This window comes from Streptomyces sp. NPDC002742, from assembly GCF_042888885.1.
Classification (GTDB): Bacteria; Actinomycetota; Actinomycetes; order Streptomycetales; family Streptomycetaceae; genus Streptomyces.
In genome coordinates this window covers 111,508-131,218 of sequence record NZ_JBIAQF010000005.1, presented here as the reverse complement: position 1 = coordinate 131,218, position 19,711 = coordinate 111,508, and the positions used below count along the sequence as shown (strand labels likewise).

The 19,711-nt window shown below is 71.5% G+C and carries 16 protein-coding genes; 10 read left to right on the top strand and 6 right to left on the bottom strand.

Annotation, left to right across the window (positions count from 1 at the left end):
• The first annotated feature begins 98 nt into the window (after positions 1-98).
• The 4 genes from ACFYW8_RS10005 (at position 99) to ACFYW8_RS09990 (ending at position 4,353) form a co-directional block, all read left to right on the top strand.
• On the top strand, positions 99-1,286 hold the full coding sequence (locus ACFYW8_RS10005; RefSeq protein ID WP_389069998.1) for an amidohydrolase family protein: 1,188 nt from the start codon (positions 99-101) through the stop codon (positions 1,284-1,286).
• A complete protein-coding gene (locus tag ACFYW8_RS10000) occupies positions 1,286-2,440 on the top strand; it encodes an acyl-CoA dehydrogenase family protein (protein ID WP_389069994.1) in 1,155 nt (384 codons plus the stop codon). Before ACFYW8_RS10005 ends, ACFYW8_RS10000 begins: the two co-directional genes overlap by 1 nt.
• 9 nt (positions 2,441-2,449) lie before the next feature.
• A complete protein-coding gene (locus tag ACFYW8_RS09995; RefSeq protein WP_389069989.1) occupies positions 2,450-3,415 on the top strand; it encodes an acyl-CoA dehydrogenase family protein in 966 nt (321 codons plus the stop codon).
• A 479-nt stretch (positions 3,416-3,894) separates the two neighbouring features.
• On the top strand, positions 3,895-4,353 hold the full coding sequence (locus ACFYW8_RS09990) for an ATP-binding protein (RefSeq protein ID WP_365871578.1): 459 nt from the start codon (positions 3,895-3,897) through the stop codon (positions 4,351-4,353).
• Between the two features lie 757 nt (positions 4,354-5,110).
• Here ACFYW8_RS09990 and ACFYW8_RS09985 read toward each other — a convergent pair.
• A complete protein-coding gene (locus ACFYW8_RS09985) occupies positions 5,111-6,046 on the bottom strand; it encodes a cyclase family protein (protein WP_389069982.1) in 936 nt (311 codons plus the stop codon).
• Positions 6,047-6,141: 95 nt separating this feature from the next.
• On the opposite strand from ACFYW8_RS09985, the gene ACFYW8_RS09980 reads away from it, so the two are divergent.
• The 3 genes from ACFYW8_RS09980 (at position 6,142) to ACFYW8_RS09970 (ending at position 9,582) form a co-directional block, all read left to right on the top strand.
• Positions 6,142-7,053 carry an SDR family oxidoreductase gene (locus ACFYW8_RS09980; protein ID WP_389069978.1) on the top strand — a complete coding sequence of 304 codons (912 nt, stop codon included), beginning with the start codon at positions 6,142-6,144 and terminating at the stop codon, positions 7,051-7,053.
• Positions 7,054-7,228: 175 nt separating this feature from the next.
• A complete protein-coding gene (locus ACFYW8_RS09975) occupies positions 7,229-8,395 on the top strand; it encodes an acyl-CoA dehydrogenase family protein (RefSeq protein WP_389069973.1) in 1,167 nt (388 codons plus the stop codon).
• Between the two features lie 137 nt (positions 8,396-8,532).
• Positions 8,533-9,582, top strand: coding sequence for a Zn-dependent alcohol dehydrogenase (locus ACFYW8_RS09970; RefSeq protein ID WP_389069968.1), 1,050 nt, complete (start codon positions 8,533-8,535; stop codon positions 9,580-9,582).
• Positions 9,583-9,598: 16 nt separating this feature from the next.
• On the opposite strand, the gene ACFYW8_RS09965 is transcribed toward ACFYW8_RS09970, so the two are convergent.
• A complete protein-coding gene (locus ACFYW8_RS09965) occupies positions 9,599-10,654 on the bottom strand; it encodes a GlxA family transcriptional regulator (RefSeq protein ID WP_389069965.1) in 1,056 nt (351 codons plus the stop codon).
• Between the two features lie 71 nt (positions 10,655-10,725).
• Here ACFYW8_RS09965 and ACFYW8_RS09960 point away from each other — a divergent pair, with 71 nt between their 5' ends.
• Positions 10,726-12,069 (top strand): MFS transporter, encoded by a 1,344-nt coding sequence (locus tag ACFYW8_RS09960; RefSeq protein ID WP_389069961.1) that lies wholly within the window; start codon positions 10,726-10,728, stop codon positions 12,067-12,069.
• A gap of 10 nt (positions 12,070-12,079) precedes the next feature.
• On the opposite strand, the gene ACFYW8_RS09955 is transcribed toward ACFYW8_RS09960, so the two are convergent.
• The 4 genes from ACFYW8_RS09955 to ACFYW8_RS09940 form a co-directional block, all read right to left on the bottom strand.
• Positions 12,080-12,706: a flavin reductase family protein gene (locus ACFYW8_RS09955; protein ID WP_389069956.1), complete on the bottom strand. Its 627-nt coding sequence runs from the start codon at positions 12,704-12,706 to the stop codon at positions 12,080-12,082.
• A 241-nt stretch (positions 12,707-12,947) separates the two neighbouring features.
• A complete protein-coding gene (locus tag ACFYW8_RS09950) occupies positions 12,948-13,799 on the bottom strand; it encodes an enoyl-CoA hydratase/isomerase family protein (protein WP_389069953.1) in 852 nt (283 codons plus the stop codon).
• Between the two features lie 262 nt (positions 13,800-14,061).
• The gene (locus ACFYW8_RS09945; RefSeq protein ID WP_389069949.1) at positions 14,062-16,287 is read right to left on the bottom strand and encodes an acetate--CoA ligase family protein; all 2,226 of its coding nucleotides are present in this window, start codon (positions 16,285-16,287) and stop codon (positions 14,062-14,064) included.
• A 651-nt stretch (positions 16,288-16,938) separates the two neighbouring features.
• Positions 16,939-18,138 (bottom strand): flavin-containing monooxygenase, encoded by a 1,200-nt coding sequence (locus ACFYW8_RS09940; protein WP_389069945.1) that lies wholly within the window; start codon positions 18,136-18,138, stop codon positions 16,939-16,941.
• Between the two features lie 429 nt (positions 18,139-18,567).
• Here ACFYW8_RS09940 and ACFYW8_RS09935 point away from each other — a divergent pair, with 429 nt between their 5' ends.
• Positions 18,568-19,020, top strand: a complete 453-nt coding sequence (locus ACFYW8_RS09935) for a DoxX family protein (protein ID WP_365871599.1) — start codon at positions 18,568-18,570, stop codon at positions 19,018-19,020.
• A 167-nt stretch (positions 19,021-19,187) separates the two neighbouring features.
• Positions 19,188-19,574, top strand: a complete 387-nt coding sequence (locus tag ACFYW8_RS09930) for a Zn-ribbon domain-containing OB-fold protein (RefSeq protein WP_389069939.1) — start codon at positions 19,188-19,190, stop codon at positions 19,572-19,574.
• Positions 19,575-19,711 lie beyond the last annotated feature (137 nt).

The window sequence follows — 19,711 nt, the reverse complement described above, 5'->3', positions numbered from 1 at the left end:
GGTGCGGAGCTAGCCTGCTCCTGAACAGATATCTGACGACCCATCAGATGTGTCGTGGGGGAACCCGCGGACGGACCCGTACGCAGGCGGAGGGGACCATGACCGAACTGCCCCGCATCATCAGCGTCGACGACCATGTGATCGAGCCCGCGCACCTCTTCGAGACCTGGCTGCCGCGAAAGCACCGGGAGCGCGGTCCGCGGCCGCTCACCGCCGGGATCGGCGAACTCGCCTACGTCGCGGGCAAGTACCAGATCACCATGGACCCGGACGGTCCGCCGACCGACTGGTGGATCTACGAGGACCTCAAGTTCCCGTACAAGCGCAACATCGCCGCCGTCGGCTTCGACCGCGACGAGATGACACTGGAGGGCATCACCCGCGCCGAGATGCGGCCCGGCTGCTGGGACCCCGCCGAGCGCCTCAAGGACATGGACCTCAACCATGTCGAGGCCAGTCTCTGCTTCCCCACCTTCCCGCGCTTCTGCGGCCAGACCTTCGCCGAGGCGCACGACAAGGAAGTCGCCCTGGCCTGTGTGCGGGCGTACAACGACTGGATGGTCGAGGAGTGGTGCGGCGACAGCGGCGGACGGCTCATCCCGCTGTGCCTGATCCCCCTGTGGGACATCGACCTCGCGGTCGCCGAGATCCGCCGCAACGCCGCCCGGGGCGTCAAGGCCGTCACCTTCTCCGAGATCCCCACCTACCTGGGGCTGCCCTCCATCCACTCCGGCCACTGGGACCCGTTCTTCGCGGTCTGCCAGGAGACCGGCACCGTCGTGAACATGCACATCGGCTCGTCCTCGCAGATGCCCGCCGCGTCCCCCGACGCGCCCCCCGCCGTCCAGGCCTCGCTGTCCTTCAACAACGCGATGGCCTCCATGATGGACTTCCTGTTCAGCGGCGTCCTGGTGAAGTTCCCGCGCCTCAAACTGGCCTACTCCGAAGGCCAGATGGGCTGGATCCCGTACGCCCTGGAGCGCGCCGACGACGTCTGGTCCGAGCACCGCGCCTGGGGCGGGGTCAGGGACCTGATCCCGGAGCCCCCGTCGACGTACTACTACCGGCAGATCTTCTGCTGCTTCTTCCGCGACAAGCACGGCGTGGCGTCCCTGGACGTCGTGGGCCGCGACAACGCCACCTTCGAGACCGACTACCCGCACGTCGACTCGACCTTCCCGCACACCAAGGAGGTCGCCCTCGACCATGTGAAGGGCCTCGACGACGAGACGATCCACAAGCTGATGCGCGGCAACGCCATCCGCATGCTGGATCTGGACCTGTAGTGGACCTGACGTACACGCCCGAGGAGGACGAGTTCCGCGCGCGCCTGCGGAGCTGGCTCACCTCGGTCCTTCCGACGCTGCCGCCGAAACCTTCCCCCCGCGACTGGCCCGCGCGACGGGCGTACGACCTCGGCTGGCAGCGCAGGCTGTACGACGCCGGGTACGCGGGCCTGCACTGGCCCGTCGACGCCGGCGGCCGGGGGGCCACGCCGACCCAGCACCTCATCTACCTGGAGGAGACGGAGAAGGCGGGCGCTCCCTATGTGGGGGCCAACTTCGTCGGGCTGCTGCACGCCGGGCCGACCGTCGCCTCCGAGGGGAGCGCGGAGCAGCGGGCGCGCTGGCTGCCGCCCGTGCTGCGCGGCGAGGAGGTCTGGTGCCAGGGTTTCAGCGAACCGGACGCGGGCTCGGACCTCGCGGCGCTGCGCACGCGCGCGTGGCGGGACGGCGACGACTACGTGGTGAGCGGGTCCAAGGTCTGGACCTCCCACGCCGAGGTCGCCGACTGGTGCGAGCTGCTGGTGCGGACGGACCCCGCCGCCCGCAAGCACCGGGGCATCACCTGGCTCGCGATGCCCATGGACGCGCCGGGGATCACCGTACGGCCGCTGCGGACGCTCGCGGGTTCCACCGAGTTCGCGGAGGTCTTCCTCGACGAGGTGCGCGTCCCGGTCGCCAACCGGGTCGGCGCCGAGAACGACGGCTGGCGCGTGACCATGGTGACGCTGTCCTACGAGCGCGGCACCGCCTTCGTGGGCGAAGTGGTCGCCTGCCGGCGCGTCCTGGCCGAGGTCGCGCGCGAGGCGCGGAAGAACGGCAGCTGGGACGACGCCGTGCTGCGCCGCCGCCTCGGCCGGCTGAACGCCGAGTTCCGCGCGCTGTGGCGGCTCACCCAGTGGAACGTCAGCGAGGCGCAGGGAACCGGTGGAGTGCCCGGTGTCGGCGGTTCGGTCTTCAAACTGAGCTATTCGCACGCCCGCCAGGAGCTGTTCGACGCCGCCGCCGAGGTCCTCGGCCCCGAGGCCCTGGACCTGGGACGGGAGTGGACCCTGGACCGGCTGTCGTCACTGTCGTACACCATCGCGGCCGGCACCTCGCAGATCCAGCGGAACATCGTGGCCGAGCGGATCCTCGGCCTTCCCAAGGGGAGGTGAGTTCGAAAAGTGGACTTCCGGCTCACGGATGATCAAAGAGCCTTGCGGCAGGGGATCAGGGAGCTGCTGGAGGGCCGGTTCGGACGGGAGGCGCTGCGCGCGGCCGTCGACCGCGCGGACGGGAGGGGCGGGACGGCGGACGGGAAGCGGACGGCGGAGGACGCCCTTGTCCTCGACCGGGATCTGTGGCGCGAGCTCGGTGCGGCGGGGTTCTTCGCGCTGTGCCTGCCCGAGGCCGAGGGCGGCGTCGGGCAGGGCCTCCCGGAGGCCGTGCTCGCCTTCGAGGAGGCGGGGCGGGTCCTGCTGCCGGGCCCGCTGATCGCCACGCATCTCGCCGCGGGCGCCGTGCCGGGGGCGGCCACCGGAGAGGCGGTCGTCACGTCCGTCGGCGGAGGGCTCGTGGAATGGCTGGACGAGTCCGACGTCGTCCGCGGGAACGCCGGCGGAGCCGAGCCGCTGGCCTCGGTGGACCCGCTGACCCCCCTGCACCGGCTGCCCGCCGTCACCGGCCGGGTGCCCGGGGGCGGTGAACTCCGGGCGCACCGGCCCCCGGACACGCTTCTCGCGTCGCTCCTCACCGCCGCCGAGCAGCTCGGAAGTGCCGCCCGGACCTGCGGGACGGCCGTGCAACACGCCCGGACGCGCGAGCAGTTCGGGCAGCCGATCGGGGCCTTCCAGGCTGTGCAGCAGCTGTGCGCGGGCATGCTCGTACGGGTCGAGGTGGCCCGCGCGGCCGTCTACGCCGCCTCGGTCACCGCCGACCCGGTGGACATCGCGGCGGCCCGCCTGCTCGCGGACGAGGCAGCGGTGCGCGGCGCCCGCGACTGTCTCCAGGTGCATGGCGGCATGGGCTTCACCTGGGAGTCCGACGTCCATCTGCACCTGAAGAGGGCGTGGATACGGACGCACCGTGCGGGTGGAGCCACGCAGAGCGAGGAGGAGTTGGCGGAGGACCTGGTGGCCGGGGCGGCGTAGTGGGCCGCTGCCCCGGGATGCCACGGGAGGAACGCGGGCGGATGTCGCGGATCGTGGCGGAACGGAATCACGGAGCGTTGAGACCGGGTTGTGTCCTAGGCGTGACTTGTCACGGCCTGGAGTCGGCGCCGGGCTCCGGTACCTTGTGTGGGATGCGAGTGGTTCTGAGGCTGAGCCATCCCGGTGTTGCCCCCGAGGCCGCGCCGACCCCGGCGATGCGCGCCGCTCGCGAGGCAGGGCGGACCCCCGTACCTGCTTGTTCGACTCCCCGTGGCGAGCGTCGCACAGTATGCCGCACGCGTACTCCTTCGCGCTGGAATATGCCCGAAGCGCTTGTTGGGGTGACTGTACGTCAACCATGCTGTCTCGCAAGGGAATCACGTTCCGTGATCCTTGTTCTGGCCATGCAGAAAATGGCTACGATCGTGGCCCTTGTGAGGCGCGAGGCGATGTGTCCGCCGGTTCGGATGGTGTGAGCGGTGCAGGTGCTTCAAGTGCAGCTGGAGATCCGGCCCGACCCCGCAGAGGTGGGGCGAGCCCGGCAGTGGGCCCGTTCGAGGCTCGCGGGGTCCGGGATAGAAGCCGATGAACCACTCGCCGAGACGCTGATCCTGCTCGTCTCCGAGCTTGTCACGAACGCCGTGGTGCACACCGGGTGTCCGGCCGTGCTGCGCCTGTGTCTGCCGGGCGGTGCCGGGGCCGCCACCGTGCGCCTCGAAGTGGCCGACTCCAGCACCCGGCCGCCGATGCCCCGGCACGCCGACGGCGACGAGACCAACGGCCGCGGCCTGGAACTTGTCGACGGCCTCGCGGACCGCTGGGGCTGGAATCCGGAGGGGGCCGGCAAACGCATCTGGTGCGAGCTGGACCGCTGCGCCTCAGGTGTTTCGCCGGATGCCCCGTACTCGGCCGACGGCTTCGCGTACGAGGCGGTCTAGCGGCGGTACGCGGTCCGGTGGTCCGGTGGTCCGGTGGTCCGGCGGCCATTTGCCGGGCGGCTCTTCCTCCGCTCCTCCGTGCGCGGCGGCGTGAGGCGGTCCGTGTCGTCGAGGTGATTCGGCCTCTCCCGTGACCATGTCGTGCGGTCCGGTCCAGACCGGTCGCCGAGGCGCTCCCGCCTTCCTCGCGCGCATGTCGTGCGCGCGGTCCCCGCTTTCGCGCGTGTGTCGTGCGACGCGGTCCCCCTTTCACGCGTGTGACGCGCCGATGCCTTCAGCCTTCCGCGGCGCGACGCGGCCGAGTTCCGGGCCGCGCGGTTCGCCGGTGCCTCCCGGTTTCCGTGCGGCAGGTCGAGGACGGCGGGCGTGCGGTTTTGTGCATGTATGCACGAAAGCTCTGTACACGGACGCGGTAGTGGCCGAATGCGCCGGGTCGTGCTTCCGTACGCGCTGTCGCAAACAGTGTGTAACGCCATAAATCCCCGATCGGGTGTTGACGTGGCGTGTCCGTTTGATCACGCTTGTGTTCAGCGATTCGCCGCGAGGGGACGGCGAGGGTTCCGGTGACGGGGGCCCTCGGCGAGTGCGGGTCGTGATTCGGCGTCGGCTCCCCCGCGGCCAGGGGGCAGGGCGGGTACGCCGGAGGCGGATGGCGGCGCGCGGTGCGGTGCCCGGGGTGAGGTCGGGGGACCTCCCGGCCGGGCGCAGTCGAGAGTGGGGGAGGCGCGCCGCCAGCCGGCCCTCGCTGAACGGATCCCTAGAGAAGCGCCACGGGCGCTACGGGTGTGCCGGTCCCGCCGACGAAGGGTTCCGGCATCGCCGACAGCAGGAAGTCGTAGCGGCCTTCTTGTCCACAGGCTGTGGACAACTCTTCGAGATTCCAGTTCTGGCCCTGCATCATCCCCATTTCGACCAGATCGAGCGCGTGCACGGGCAGCCACAGGTCCTCTATCTCGGGCGGGAAGATCTCGAACGTCAGGGTGTCGTTGGCGACCGCCGCGACATCGCGCGCGTGGAACCACTCCGGGGTGCGCACCGAAAGTCCCGGCGACGGATACCCGTAACCGTGTTTGTCGCCCGCCAGGTACACCTGGATCTGCCCTGTCCGTACGAGCACGATGTCGCCCGCCCGTACCCGCGTGCCCGCCAACTCCTCGGCCGTCTCCAGGTCTTCGGGGGTGACCGCGTGCCCGCCCGCGAGCCGGTGTTCGCCGCGCGCCCGCGCCACGTCGAGCAGGACACCGCGCGAGACGATGTGACGCGGTTTGTCGATCCCGCCGAACTCGGCGCCGCCGTGCGGGGTGACGGTGGAGGCGGGGCGGCCGTTGTAGAGCTTGCCGGAGTGCGAGACATGGGTCAGCGCGTCCCAGTGGGTGGCCGCCTGGAGGCCCATGGTCACGGCGTCGTCGCTGCACGCCACCGTGCCGGGGCCGAAGATCTCCTGGTTGATCTGCACCATCGCGTGCAGCGGATTGACCCGCCCCGGGATCATCCCGGTCTGTACGCCGTCCTGTCGCAGGGGCAGTGCGAGCGGCACGCGGCGCCCGGTCCGCACGGTCGCGGCGGCCTCCCGTACCACCTCGTCGGTGATGAGGTTCAGCGTTCCGATCTCGTCGTCGGCCCCCCAGCGCCCCCAGTTGTTCACGCGCTTGGCGATCTCGTGGAACTCCGGATGGAGCGTCGTCGGCGACATGAGTCCTCCCCGGGGCTTGTCTCCAGGTATCTGACGGGTCGTAGAATCCGAGTTGAATCTAACGGACCGTCAGAAACTGCGGGAAGGGGCCGGGCGTGGGGAACTTCTTGGCGGGCAAGGTCATCGCCGTCACGGGCGCGGGACGGGGGATAGGCCGGGCGGTCGCCCTCGCCGCGGCGGCCGAGGGCGCGCGCGTCGTCGTGAACGACTACGGCGTGTCCGTCGAGGGCGCCGAGCCCACGAGTTCGGTCGCCGACACCGTCGTCAAGGAGATCGAGGCGGCCGGCGGGGAAGCGGTCGCGGTGGCCGACGACATCTCGACGATGGCGGGCGGGCAGCACGTCGTCGACACCGCCCTCGCGTCGTACGGGCGGATCGACGGCGTCGTGTGCGTGGCCGGGATCCTGCGCGAACGGATGCTCTTCAACATGTCCGAGCAGGAGTGGGACCCGGTGGTCGCCACCCACCTCAAGGGCACGTTCACGCTCTTCCGGGCCGCCTCGGCGGTGATGCGCAAGCAGGGCTCGGGCACGCTGATCGGTTTCACCAGCGGCAACCACCAGGGATCGGTCGCGCAGGCCAACTACAGCGCGGCGAAGGGCGGAATCATCTCGCTGGTGCGCAGCGCGGCCCTCGGACTGCACAAGTACGGGGTCACCGCGAACGCGGTCGCGCCCGTCGCCCGTACCCGCATGTCGGCGAACGTACCCATGGAGCTGAAGGAGATCGGCGAACCGGAGGACGTGGCCGCCCTCGTGGTCTACCTGCTGTCGGACCGGGCCCGCGAGGAACACATCACCGGGCAGGTCTACACGATCGCCGGACCCAAGATCGCCGTATGGGCCCAGCCCCGCGAACTGCGCGCCGGATACGCCGAGGGCACCTGGACCCCGGAGAAGATCGCCGACTTCCTCCCCGGGACCGTCGGTGTCGATCCGATGCCGCTGCTGGAACGACTGGAGGCGATGGCGCGGGCGGCGGCGGAGAAGACGCGCCCCAACGCGTGAGGCCGTCACGCGACGCCGATGCGCCACGCCGTCACGCGAGTCCGTCGCACGGGTCCGTCGCATGGGTCCGTGTCGTGAGGTCCGTCCGGCTTCGCCTCGTGAGGTCCGTGTCACGAGGTCCGACTCGTGACCTCGTCTCGTGAGTCCGTCGTCGGGTCCGGTGGGAGGAGAGCGCGTGGATTTCGCATTCGGTCCGCAGGACGAGGTCTTCCGGCGCGAGGCGCGGGCCTGGCTGCGGGAGCACCTGGCCGGCACGCCCGCGCGCCGCGACTGGGAGCGGGAGCTCGGGCAGGGCGGCTGGATCGGACTCGGCTGGGACGAGGACGGGTACGGGAACCGGCGGGCGGACCTGACCCGGCAGGTCGTGTGGGCCGAGGAGTACGCGCGTTCGAAGGCGCCCGCCCGGTCCGGGCACATCGGCGAGAACCTGCTGGCTCCGACACTCATCGCGCACGGGACACCCGAGCAGAAGCACCGCTTCCTGCCGCCGATCGCCCAGGGCCGGGAGCTGTGGTGCCAGGGGTACAGCGAACCCGGGGCGGGCTCGGACCTCGCGGGCATCCGGACGACCGCCGTACGGGATCCGGGTGCCGCTCCCTCGGAGACGCTCCGGGTCACGGGGCAGAAGATCTGGACCTCGCTCGCGCACGAGGCGGACTGGTGCTTCGTGCTCGCCCGTACGGAGCCGGGGTCGACCCGCCACCACGGTCTGTCCTTCCTGCTCGTTCCGATGGACCAGCCGGGCCGCGTCGAGGTCCGTCCGATCCGCCAGTTGACCGGCACGAGCGAGTTCAACGAGGTGTTCTTCGACGGGGCGGTGGCGCGGGCGGAGCATGTGGTCGGTGGTGAGGGGAACGGCTGGCGGGTCGCCATGAGCCTGCTCGGATTCGAGCGCGGGGTCTCCACGCTCGCCCAGCAGATCGGATTCGCCGAGGAGTTGGGGCGCGTGCTGCGGACGGCCGTCGCGACGGGAGCGGCCACGGATCCCGTGCTGCGCGACCGGCTGGTGCGGCTGTGGGCCGAGTTGCTCACCATGCGCTGGAACGCCCTGCGCACACTCGGCAGTTCACAGGGTCCGGCGGCCGCTGGTGCGCCGAGCGTGGCGAAGCTGCTGTGGGGCGGCTGGCATCGGCGGCTCGGTGAGCTGGCGGTGCAGGCGCGGGGGGCCGGCGCGGCGGTGGGCCCGGCGGACTGGTCGGCCGGGCTGCCGTACGAACTGGACGCCGCACAGCGTCTGTTCCTCTTCAGCCGGGCCGACACGATCTACGGAGGCTCGGACGAGATCCAGCGCACGATCATCGCCGAGCGCACGCTCGGTCTGCCGAGGGAACCCCGGGGCTAGCCGCGACCCGTCCCGGTACGGCTCAAGAAGCACCCGGGGCGCCCGGAACGGCTCGGGGCGGCCCGGTACGGATCAGCAACTGCCCGGCACGGTCCGGGAAACAGCCCGGGGTGGCCCGGGAAGAAGGAGCTGGCGCGATGCGAGGCGTGATTTTCGACGGGAAGCGGACCCAGGTCGTGGACGATCTGGAGATACGGGACCCGGGGCCCGGCGAGGTCCGGGTGGCGATCTCCGCGGCGGGGCTCTGCCACAGCGATCTCTCCGTGGTGGACGGGACCATTCCCTTCCCCGTTCCCGTGGTCCTCGGCCATGAGGGCGCAGGCGTGGTCGAAGCCGTGGGCGCCGGTGTCACCCATGTCGAGCCGGGCGACCATGTGGCCCTGTCCACGCTCGCCAACTGCGGGACCTGCGCCGAGTGCGACCGCGGGCGGCCCACGATGTGCCGCAAGGCGATAGGCATGCCGCAGCGGCCGTTCGCGCGGTCCGGGGAGCCGCTCTACCAGTTCGCCTCCAACTCGGCCTTCGCGGAACACACGGTCGTGAAGGCGGTGCAGGCGGTCCGCATTCCGAAGGACATCCCGCTGACGTCCGCCGCGCTGATCGGCTGCGGGGTCCTCACGGGCGTCGGAGCGGTACTGAACCGGGCCCGGGTCGACCGGGGCGACACCGTCCTCGTCATCGGCACCGGCGGCATCGGCCTCAACGTCATCCAGGGCGCGCGGCTCGCCGGCGCCCTGCGGATCGTCGCCGTCGACTCCAATCCGGCCAAGGAGGCCGTGGCCCGCCAGTTCGGCGCGACGCACTTCCTCACCTCGACCGACGGGGTGAAGGACATCCTCCCCACCGGTGCCCAGCACGCCTTCGAATGTGTCGGACGCGTCGAGCTCATCCGCCAGGCGATCGACGCGCTCGACAGGCACGGCCAGGCGATCCTGCTCGGCGTCCCCCCGGCGACGGCCGAGGCGTCCTTCCTCGTCTCCTCGATGTACCTCGACAAGTCCATCCTCGGCTGCCGCTACGGCTCGTCCCGCCCCCAGCGGGACATCGCCCTGTACGCCGAGCTGTACCGCGAGGGCCGGTTGCTCCTGGACGAACTGGTGACGGCGACGTACCCGGTCGAGGAGTTCGAGAGGGCGGCCGAGGACGCGCACGCGGGGAAGGTGGCGAGGGCGGTGCTGACGTTCTAGACGGGCTGTCGGGGCGTCATGCCTGTTCGGACATGCGGGAGTTCGCGCCACGGGTCCCGTCGGGTGCGTCGGCTCCGTCGGTTCCGGTGCCCGACCTGAAGGTGCGCCGGTAGGTGGTAGGGGTGACGCCGAGGGTCGTCTGGAGGTGCTGGCGCATCGACTGGGCCGTGCCGAAGCCGGCGTCGCGGGCCACGTGGTCGATGGACAGGTCGCTGGACTCCAGGAGATGGCGGGCGTGTTCGACGCGCTGGCGGGTGAGCCACTGGCCTGGGCTGACGCCGACCTCCTCGCGGAAGCGCCGGGTGAAGGTCCGTACGGACATGGACTCCTGTTCGGCCATGTCGCGCAACTGGATCGGCTCGTGGAGGCGGCCGAGCGCCCAGGCGCGGGCGGCGGTCGTGCCGGCCGACTGCGCCTCCGGCACCGGACGCCGGATGTACTGCGCCTGCCCGCCGTCGCGGTGCGGCGGTACGACGGTGCGACGGGCCACCTCGTTGGCGACGGCGGCCCCGTGGTCGCGGCGTACGAGATGCAGGCACAGGTCGATCCCGGCCGCGACGCCCGCGGAGGTGAGGACATCGCCGTCGTCGATGAAGAGCACGTCCGCGTCGACCTGGATCCGCGGGAAGAGCCGCTGGAAGTGCTCGGCGTGCATCCAGTGCGTGGTGGCCGGGCGGCCGTCGAGATATCCGGCGGCGGCGAGGACGTAGCTGCCGGTGCAGATGGAGACGAGGCGGGTGCCGGGGCGGAGATGCGCGAGGGCGGCGGTCAGCTCGGGGGTCAGTACGCCTTCCTGCTGGACGGGGCCGAGTTCGTACGAGGCCGGAACGACGACGGTGTCGGCGGTGGCCAGCGCCTCGGGCCCGTTGGCGACGAGGACGGCGAAGTCGGCGTCCGTCTGGACGGGGCCGGGCGGCCGTACCGAGCAGGTGACGACCTCGTACAGCGACCGCCCGTCGGCGTCCCGTGCCATGCCGAAGATGCGCTGCGGAATGCCCAGCTCGAAAGGGAGCAGCCCGTCGAGGGCGAGGACGACGACGCGGTGCGGACGGAACGAACCCGAAGTGGCCATGGCCCGATCCTAGCGAATGCTGTCCTTCGGGCCAGTGGTTCGGTGAGGGGCGTTCCCCGAAGATCTGTGACGTGACCCAGACAAGCGAAGCCGCCCCGGCCCCCGAGGACTCCCGGGCCACCCGACCTACCCGACCCGCCGTCCGGCACCGCATCCACCGCGCCTGGTTCGTCGCCGCCGTCACCTTCGTGACGATCATCGGCGCGGCCGCCTTCCGGTCGCTGCCCGGACTGCTGATCGACCCGCTGCACCAGGAGTTCCACTGGTCGCGCGGCACGATCAGCGCGGCGGTCTCGCTCAACCTCGCGCTGTACGGACTCACGGCGCCGTTCGCGGCGGCGCTCATGGACCGCTTCGGCATCCGGCGCGTGGTGGCGGTCGCCCTGACCGTGATCGCGGTCGGCTCCGGACTGACCGTGTGGATGACCGCGGCCTGGCAACTGCTGCTCTGCTGGGGCCTGTTGGTGGGCCTGGGCTCCGGTTCGATGGCGCTCGCCTTCGCGGCGACGGTCACCAACCGCTGGTTCACCGAGCGCAAGGGTCTGGTGACGGGCATCCTGACGGCCGCCTCGGCCTCGGGCCAGCTGATCTTCCTGCCGCTGCTGTCCTGGATCGTCACGGAGCACAGCTGGCGGCCGGCCGCGGTGACCGTGTCCCTCGCGGCCCTCGCGGTCGTCCCCTTCGTCTGGCTGCTGCTGCGCGACCACCCGGCCGACGTGGGCCAGAAGCCGTACGGGGCGACGGAGTTCGTGCCGAAGCCCGAGCCGGTGCGGGGCGCCGCCCGGCGCGCGGTGAACGTGCTGCTCTCCGCCGTCCGCACAGGCCCGTTCTGGCTGCTGGCCGGGTCGTTCGCGATCTGCGGTGCCTCGACGAACGGCCTGGTCCAGACGCACTTCGTGCCCGCGGCCCACGACCACGACATGCCCGTCACGGCGGCGGCCTCGCTCCTCGCGGTCATCGGTGTCTTCGACGTGGTCGGCACCGTCGCCTCGGGCTGGTTCACCGACCGCTTCGAGCCGCGCCGCCTGCTGGCCGTGTACTACGCCCTGCGCGGCATCTCGCTGCTGTTCCTCCCGATGCTGCTCCACCCGACCGTGCACCCGCCGATGATCCTTTTCATCGTCTTCTACGGCCTCGACTGGGTCGCCACCGTGCCGCCCACCCTGGCCCTGTGCCGTGAGCAGTACGGGGAGGACAGCGCCATCGTCTTCGGCTGGGTCCTCGCCTCCCACCAGGTCGGCGCCGCCCTCGTCGCCTTCCTCGGCGGAGTCGCCCGCGACCGGCTCGGCTCGTACGACGTGGTCTGGTACGCCTCGGGCGCCCTGTGCGCGGCGGCCACGCTGATGGTGCTGGTGATCCGGCGCCGCCGGCCGACGGCCCCGCTCACGGCGACGGTGTCGCCCGCGGCGGCCTGAGGTTCTCTCGTCAGGTCAGGAACCGGCCCTTGTGGAAGAGCAGCGGCGGCACGTCCTCGTCGCCGTCGCCGCTCGTGCCCAGCGCGTCCACCCGGCCCACCACGATCAGGTGGTCCCCGCCCGTGTGGACCGCGTGGATCGTGCAGTCGATCCAGGCCGCGGTGCCCGCCAGGCGGGGGGAGCCGGAGACCGGAGCGGCGTCGTGGACCACCCCGGCGAACTTGTCCGTGCCGCTCACCGCGAAGCCGCGGCACAGGTCACCCTGGTGCGCGCCGAGGACATTGACGCAGAAGACCCCGGCGCGGGCGATGCGCGGCCAGGTCGTCGACGTACGGCCGACCATGAAGCAGATCAGCGGAGGATCGAGGGAGAGCGAGGCGAACGACTGGCAGGCGAAGCCGGCCGGGCCCGCCGGAGCCTCGGCGCTCGTGGCCGGCGCCGTCACCACGGTCACGCCGGTCGCGAAGTGCCCCAGTACATGCCGGAATCGGGCCGGGTCGACCGGCGCCCGCTCGTCCTCGCCCACCGCGCGCAGATCCGGGCGCGGCAACGTCTCGACAGGCGGCCCCGTGACGGTGGGGGCCCCGGCCGACCTGAGGTAGCGGACGGCGGCGGCGGCCATCCCTGCGTGTCCCATCACGTCTTCCATTGAAGCTGACGGCGTATCAGATAGGAAGGGGTGGGCGGGGCCGGGAGGACGGTCGGGCTCGCGCTTGGCGCGGGCCGGTAGGGCTCGCTCTTCGCGCGGGCCGGTCGGGCACTGTCCGGCCGACGCTGTTCTGCGCTGTCCGGCCGATCCGCTCGACGGCGGCTACGAGGGTCGCGGTCCGGCTGAGTCCGCTCGGTGCCGCTACGGGGCCGCGGTCCGGCCGATCCGCTCAGCGGCCCTCGTAGCGCGGGCTGCGCCGTTCCACGAAGCTCGACACACCCTCGGTGGCGTCCGCCGTCGTCATGTTGATCTCCTGCGCCGCCGCCTCCGCCGCGAAGGCGCTCCCCCGGTCGGTGTCGAGGGAGGCGTTGACCAGCTGTTTGGTGAGGGCGAGTGCGCGGGTCGGCCCGGCGGCGAGCCGCTCGGACCACTCGCGCGCCGTCTTCTCCAACTCCTTTGGCGGTACGACCCTGTTGACGAGCCCGATCCGCTCCGCGTCCGCGGCGCTCAGCGCGTCGCCGAAGAACATCAGTTCCTTGGCCCGCTGGGGACCCACGAGCCGGGTCAGCAGATAGGCTCCGCCGCCGTCGGGAACGAGACCGCGCCGCGCGAACACCTCGATGAACCGGGCCGGTTCGGCGGCGAGGACGAGGTCGCAGGCGAACGCGAGATGCGCGCCGATGCCGGCCGCCGTGCCGTTGACCGCCGCGATGACCGGCTTCTCGCAGTCGAGAACAGCGGCGATCAGGCGCTGCGCGCCCAGCCGGACGATGCGGGCGACATCGCCGGGCACCCGCTCCCCGGCGGGTGGACCGCCCCGCAGGTCCGCTCCGGCGCAGAACCCGCGGCCGGTCGCCGTGATGACCACGGCCCGCACCCCGGGGTCGGCGGAGGCCGCCGCCAGCAACGCGATCACACGCTCCCGCTGGTCCCAGGTGAGTGCGTTCATCGCCTCGGGCCGGTCGAGGGTGATCCACGAGACGGCGTTGTCAGTGGCGTGACGTATCAATGAGTCGAGGGACTTTTCGGCTGATAGATGAGATTCGGGAGCTTCACGGGACGTAAGGGGGGAGTCGGTCATGGAGGTGCTCCGTTTCGTAAGGGGGTTGCGGGCGGGTCTGCCGAGCGGTGGGCGCGGTCGGGTCGGCGCGTGCGGGCGAGTGGGAAGAACGCGCCGGGGAGCCGGTGTCCGGTGGTGGGCCGGCGTGCGGGATCGTCCCGTGGCCGTGGCCGTGGCCGCAGCTGAAGCCGCAGTGGGGGGCGGAGCCCGAGCCGGAGCCCGAGCTGGAGCCCGAGCCCGAGCCGGAGCCCGAGCCGGAGTGGGGGTTGGCGTCCGATCCGGCTCAGCGACACATCACCAGTGCGTCCAGGGCCACGGCTCCCTGCCCGCGGGGCAGCACCATCAGCGGATTGATGTCCAGCTCCGAGATCTCGTCCCCGAGTTCGAGCGCCATGCGCTGGACCCGGACCACGACCTCGACCAGCGCGTCCACGTCCACCGGCGGAGCCCCGCGCACGCCGTCGAGGAGCGCCCGCCCCCGCAGCTCGGACAGCATGGCCCGCGCCTGGTCGTCCCCGAACGGCGGCACGCGTACGGCGGCGTCGCGCAGCACCTCGACGAGGACCCCGCCGAGTCCTACGGTCACGGTCGGCCCGAAGAGCTGGTCGTGCGTGACGCCGACGACCATCTCGACGCCACGTTCGACCATCTGGCACACGAGGACGCCGTCGAGGGAGATGCCCTCGTAGCGGGCGATGTCGGTCAGCTCGCGGTAGGCGTCGCGGACCTGGCTGGCGGAGGTCAACCCGATCTTGACCAGGCCGAGTTCCGTCTTGTGGGCGATCTGCGCGCCGGAGGCCTTCATCACCACCGGGTAGCCGACCTGGCTCGCCGCCCGTACGGCCGCCGCCGCGCTCGTCACCAACTGCTCGCGCGGTACGCGGATCCCGTACGCCCGCAGCAGCTGCTTGGCCGCGTGCTCGCTCAGCTGCTGACCCTGGCGCATCAGGGCCTGTGCCTTGCGGAAGGACGGCGACGGGGTGCGCGGTGCCTCGTCGAAGGGCGAGCGGTAGGAGGCGGTGAACCGCGCGTGGCCGAGGTGCGCGCGGACGGCGGTGATGCAGTTGGCGAACGTACGGAAGGTGGCGACCCGGGAGGACCCGAGCAGCGTCTCGCGGTAGGCCGCCTCCGTGCCGACCGGCGATCCCCACACCACGCACACCAGCTTGTCCGTCTGTTCCGCCGCGTCCACCAGGTCCTGCGCCAGTTTGTCGCTCATGGGCGGGAAGGGCCCGGTGATCGGGCAGATCAGTACGCCGACGGCGGGGTCGGCGAGGATCGCGTCGATGATTTTCCGGCCGCGCCAGTCGCCGACCGGATGGCCACCGTTGTCGATCGGGTTGGCGACGTTGAGGTAGTCGGGTATCCAGGTGTGCAGCTCGGCCTGTTTGGCGTCGGAGAGGACCGGCAGGTCAAGACCCGCCTCGCTCGCCAGGTCCGCGAAGTGCGCGCCCGTGCCGCCGGATATCGAATAGACGACGACCCCGTCGGCCTGCGGTGCGCGGGCCCGCGCCAGCAGGGCCGCGGTGTCCTGGAGTTCGTCGAGTCCGTCGACGCGGATCACGCCGTACTGCCGCATCGCCGCGTCCACCACCGTGTCGGCGCCGGTCAGCTTGCCGGTGTGGGAAGCGGCGGTGCGGGCGCCGGTCTCGGTGCGGCCGACCTTGACGGCGACGACGGGCACACCGCGCCGGGCGGCGCGGTCGGCGGCGAGCAGGAAGGAGCGGCCGTCCTTGAGCCCCTCGACGTAGCAGGCGATGGCGCCGACCTCGGGCCGTTCGGAGAAGTAGGAGATGAAGTCGGCGGTCTCCAGGTCGGCCTCGTTGCCGGTGGGTGCCCAGTGGGAGAGGCGGACGCCCAGTTGCTGCATCGCGAAGACGGGCCGTCCCTGGTGGCCGGACTGGGTGATGAGGGCGACCGCGGGGCCGTCGAGGTCGTCGCGGAAGTTCTCGAAGGCGTTGAGGTTGGTGTTGGGGCCGAGCAGCCGCAGACCGGAGCGGCGCACGGCGGCGGCGAGCCGGGTCTGCGCGGCGGCGCCCTCGGCCCCGGTCTCGGCGAAGCCGGACGCGAAGGCGACCGCGAACTTCACCTTGGCCTCGGCCAGTTCCTCGATCACCGGAAGGGGGTCACCGACGAGGAGTACGGCCAGATCCACCTGCTCCGGCAGGTCCGCGACGGACGGAAGGCACGGCAGGCCGAAGACGGACCGACGGGTGGGATGGACCGGGTGCAGCCGGGCGCCGACCCGCTCGGCCCAGCCGATCAGCTGCCGGGTGATCCCGGTGTTCGGCCGCCCATCGGCGTCCGAGGCGCCGATCACGGCCACGGACTCGGGACGGAAGAAGCGGTCGAGATCGGGCGCGGCGGCGTACAGCGGGCGACCGCTGACGTCCAGGTCGTCGACCTCGGCCGGCCGGCCGTGCACGACCGGTGAGGGCTGCTCGCCGCAGGCGATGACCCTGGCCCGGCGGGAGTCGGTGGTGAGGGTGCCGTGGGTTGATCCAAGCATCGGTCCGCCCGCTCCTGTGTGGCAGTCAACTTTTAACTGACGCAGTGTCAGATTACTTAACTGACGCCGTGTCAGGAACCGTTGTGCAGGGGTGGGCTTCTGTTAGGTACCCGGCGGGGGGTCTGGCCTACCGCGGGTCTACCGCGTCTGCCGCGTCTACCGCGGTCCCGTCCGGTGGGTGGTCGGGGCCGCGCCGGTACATCCGCCCGCATCCGAACGGATCCCACCGGTGTCGCGAAGTGGGCGTGGGTGCCGATCCGTCCGGCCTGCGGGCATTTGATGTACCGGCACGTCCCCTCCCGCGCGCTCCCGGGTGCGGGTGCATCGTGGTGGCCGTTCCAGCCCCGGCCGGGGCAAGATTCAGCCCCGTTGGTTCGTTTTTCGGGTGCGGGGAAGTCTCGGCCCCCGGCCACTTTTCGGGCGGGGGGGGAAGTCTTCGGGCAGGGGGAAGTCTCAGCCCCCGGCCCGCTTTTCGGGTGCGGGGGAGTCTCAGCCCCGGCTCGCTTTTCGGGTGGGGGAAGGCTTCAGCCTCTCCGGTGTTTGAGGAGCGGGGTCTGGGGCGGAGCCCAGGGGCGATGGGGTCCCCCCTGGTCGAGCGAAGCCGAGACCTTGGGGAGGGTAGGGGGGAAGGGGCGAAAAACCGTCGGTGCCTCAGCGGGCGGGCTGGGGGGTGGTCGTGTGGCGGGATACCGCCTTCGCGATCTTCTCGGCGTCGAGGGCGAGTTCGCGGAACATGCCGCTGATGGGGTTGGTGAAGCCGGTGAAGTACAGGCCGGGCGCGTTCTTCGGGGTGTGGCCGCCGTGCACGACCGGGTGCCCGCGACCGTCGAGCACGTCCAGGTGTCCGACCATGCCTTCCAGGGCTCGCAGGTATCCCGTCGCGGCGATCACCACGTCGGGGTCGATCCGGCTCCCGTCGGCGAGGACGGCCTTGTCGTCCTCGAACCCCTCCACCGCGGCCACGATCTCGACCTTCCCCTTGCGGACGGCGTTGATGAGTCCGACGTCCTGGACGGGGATGGAGCCCTCGTTGACGCGGGAGTAGAGCCCGGTGCCGGGGCGGGGCAGACCCTGCGCCGCGAGGTCGGGCACGCTCAGCTTCGCCATCGGCCCGGCCAGCCTGTCCACGAGGCGTACCGGCAGCCGCCGTACGAGAATGCCCGTGAACTGCGCGGCCCAGCCGGCCGTCGAGCGGCGCACGATGTGCGGCGCGGTGCGCACGGACAGCCGTACGCGAGAGGCGCCGCCCTCGACCAGGTCCACGGCGATCTCGGCACCCGTGTTGCCGACGCCGACGACGAGGACGTCGCGGCCCTTGTAGGGGGCGGGGTTGCGGTACGCGCCGGCGTGCAGCAACTCGCCGGTGTAGGCGTCGCGGCCGGGCCAGTCGGGGACGCGCGGGGTGTGGTTGTAGCCGGTCGCGACGACCACCGCGCTGCCGGTCAGCTCGCGGCCGCCGGTGGCGTGCAGCAGCCAGCCGTCGCCGCCCGGGGCGGGCTCGATGCGCGAGACCTCCACGCCTGTGACGATCTCCAGCTTGTGGTGCTCGGCGTACTTCTCCAGATAGCGCACCACGTTGTCGCGCGACACCCATCGCCCGAAGGAGCGTGGCATCGACAGTCCGGGCAGCGCGGACAGCCGCCGGGTGGTGTGCAGGTGCAGCCGGTCGTAGTGGCCCCGCCAGGACGCGCCGACCTGGTCCGACTTCTCGAGCACGACAGCTCGTACGCCCCGGGCGCGCAGTGCGTACGCCGCCGCGAGCCCTCCGGGGCCACCCCCGATCACATACACGGGGCGGTCCTCGTGGGACGGCACCGTGCGGGGGGTCGTGGAAGCAGTCGAGTCGGCCATAGCGCGAGCGTAATCACGACTTTGCTTGATAGGTCTCGGTCAAGACCGGAATCGGTTGCGAACTGGTCACGACTGTGGGAGGGGTGCGTGCGACTGGTGGCGTAGATCACTTCAGCGTGGTGGAGGTGTGCGAAAAGCGCACTGTTGTCGCAGGTGGGCGCCGGGGCGTACGTCTTTCGCGGGAGGGGCGGGACCGGCTCCGCGCACCCTCTGTGGGCGGAAGTGGAAGCGGGAGCGGGGGTGGGGGAAGTGGGGGTGGGGGCGGGAGCGGGAGCGGGGGTGGAGGGGAAGCGGGAGTGGGCGTGGGAGCGGGTCGGTGTGGCGTCGGTGGCGCACTCGTCGCCGGTGGGTGCCGGCCTCTTGCGCGAGCGCTCCGGGCGGTCGAAACTGACGTTCCGTCAGATTCGACGCTCTGCGGGAGGTTCGGCCATGGACACGATCTGGCTCGGCGGGGCGGAATGGCTGGCCGTGCTTCGTATCGGGCTCGGGCTGTGGTGGCTGGAGAGCTGGCGGCACAAGGACAAGAAGGGCTGGTTCGAGCGCGGGACCGGGATCGCGTGGGCGGCGGACATCGCGTCCAAGCACCGGTGGAACGCCGTGCGGTCCGGTTTCGACGTGGTCGTCGCACCGCGCCCGCGGACGATTGCGTACGTCGTCGTGTACGCGGAGCTGGCACTCGGTCTCGGGCTGGTGGCCGGAATGCTGACACCCGTCGCCCTGGTCGCGGGCCTGCTCCTCAACGTCCTCTACTTCACGCTCATGATCCATGACTGGGCGGAACAGGGGCAGAACGCGATGATGGCCCTGGTCTCGGCCGTCGGCCTGTTCGCGATGTCCTGGCAGACGTGGTCCCTGGACAACGCCCTGGGCCTTTTCCGGTGAGCGGGGCCGTACGGGGCGGGGGAGCGGCCGGCCCGGCGCGTTCCGCGGGGGCGACGGGTTCCCCGGGGGCGGTGGATTCCGCCAGTGCTACGGGTTCCGCCAGTGTTGCGGGTCCCGCCAGTGTTACGGGTTCCGCGGGAGTGGTGGGCTCCGGTGGCGGGTTCGATGTGCCCGAGGTGGACGCCTTCACCCGGCCGTACTGGGACGCGGCGGCCGAGGGGCGCCTGCTGATCCGGAACTGCTCGGCCTGCGCCCGCGTTCACCACTACCCCCGGGAGTTCTGTCCGCACTGCTGGAGCGAGGACGTGAGCTGGCGCCCCGCGAGTGGACGCGCCACGCTCTACACCTGGTCCGTCGTCCACCGCAACGATCTGCCGCCGTTCGGTGAGCGCGTGCCCTACGTCGCCGCCGTCGTCGACCTGGCGGAGGGGCCCCGGATGATGACCGAGGTGGTCGGGTGTGAGGAGGCGGCGCTGCGGATCGGGATGAAACTGGAGGTGGCGTTCCGGGCGGGCGTCCCGGTGTTCCGCCCCGTGTCCCGCCCCGGAGTGTGACGCTGACGCTGTCCTGGCGGAGGCCGACTCTGCCCGAGGCGGTCCGATCCTGTCCGGTCCGGCTCCGTCCGAGGCGGTCCGATCCTGTCCGGTCCGACCTTGTCCGGTTCGATGCCGTCCGGTGCGGTCGAAGGCTG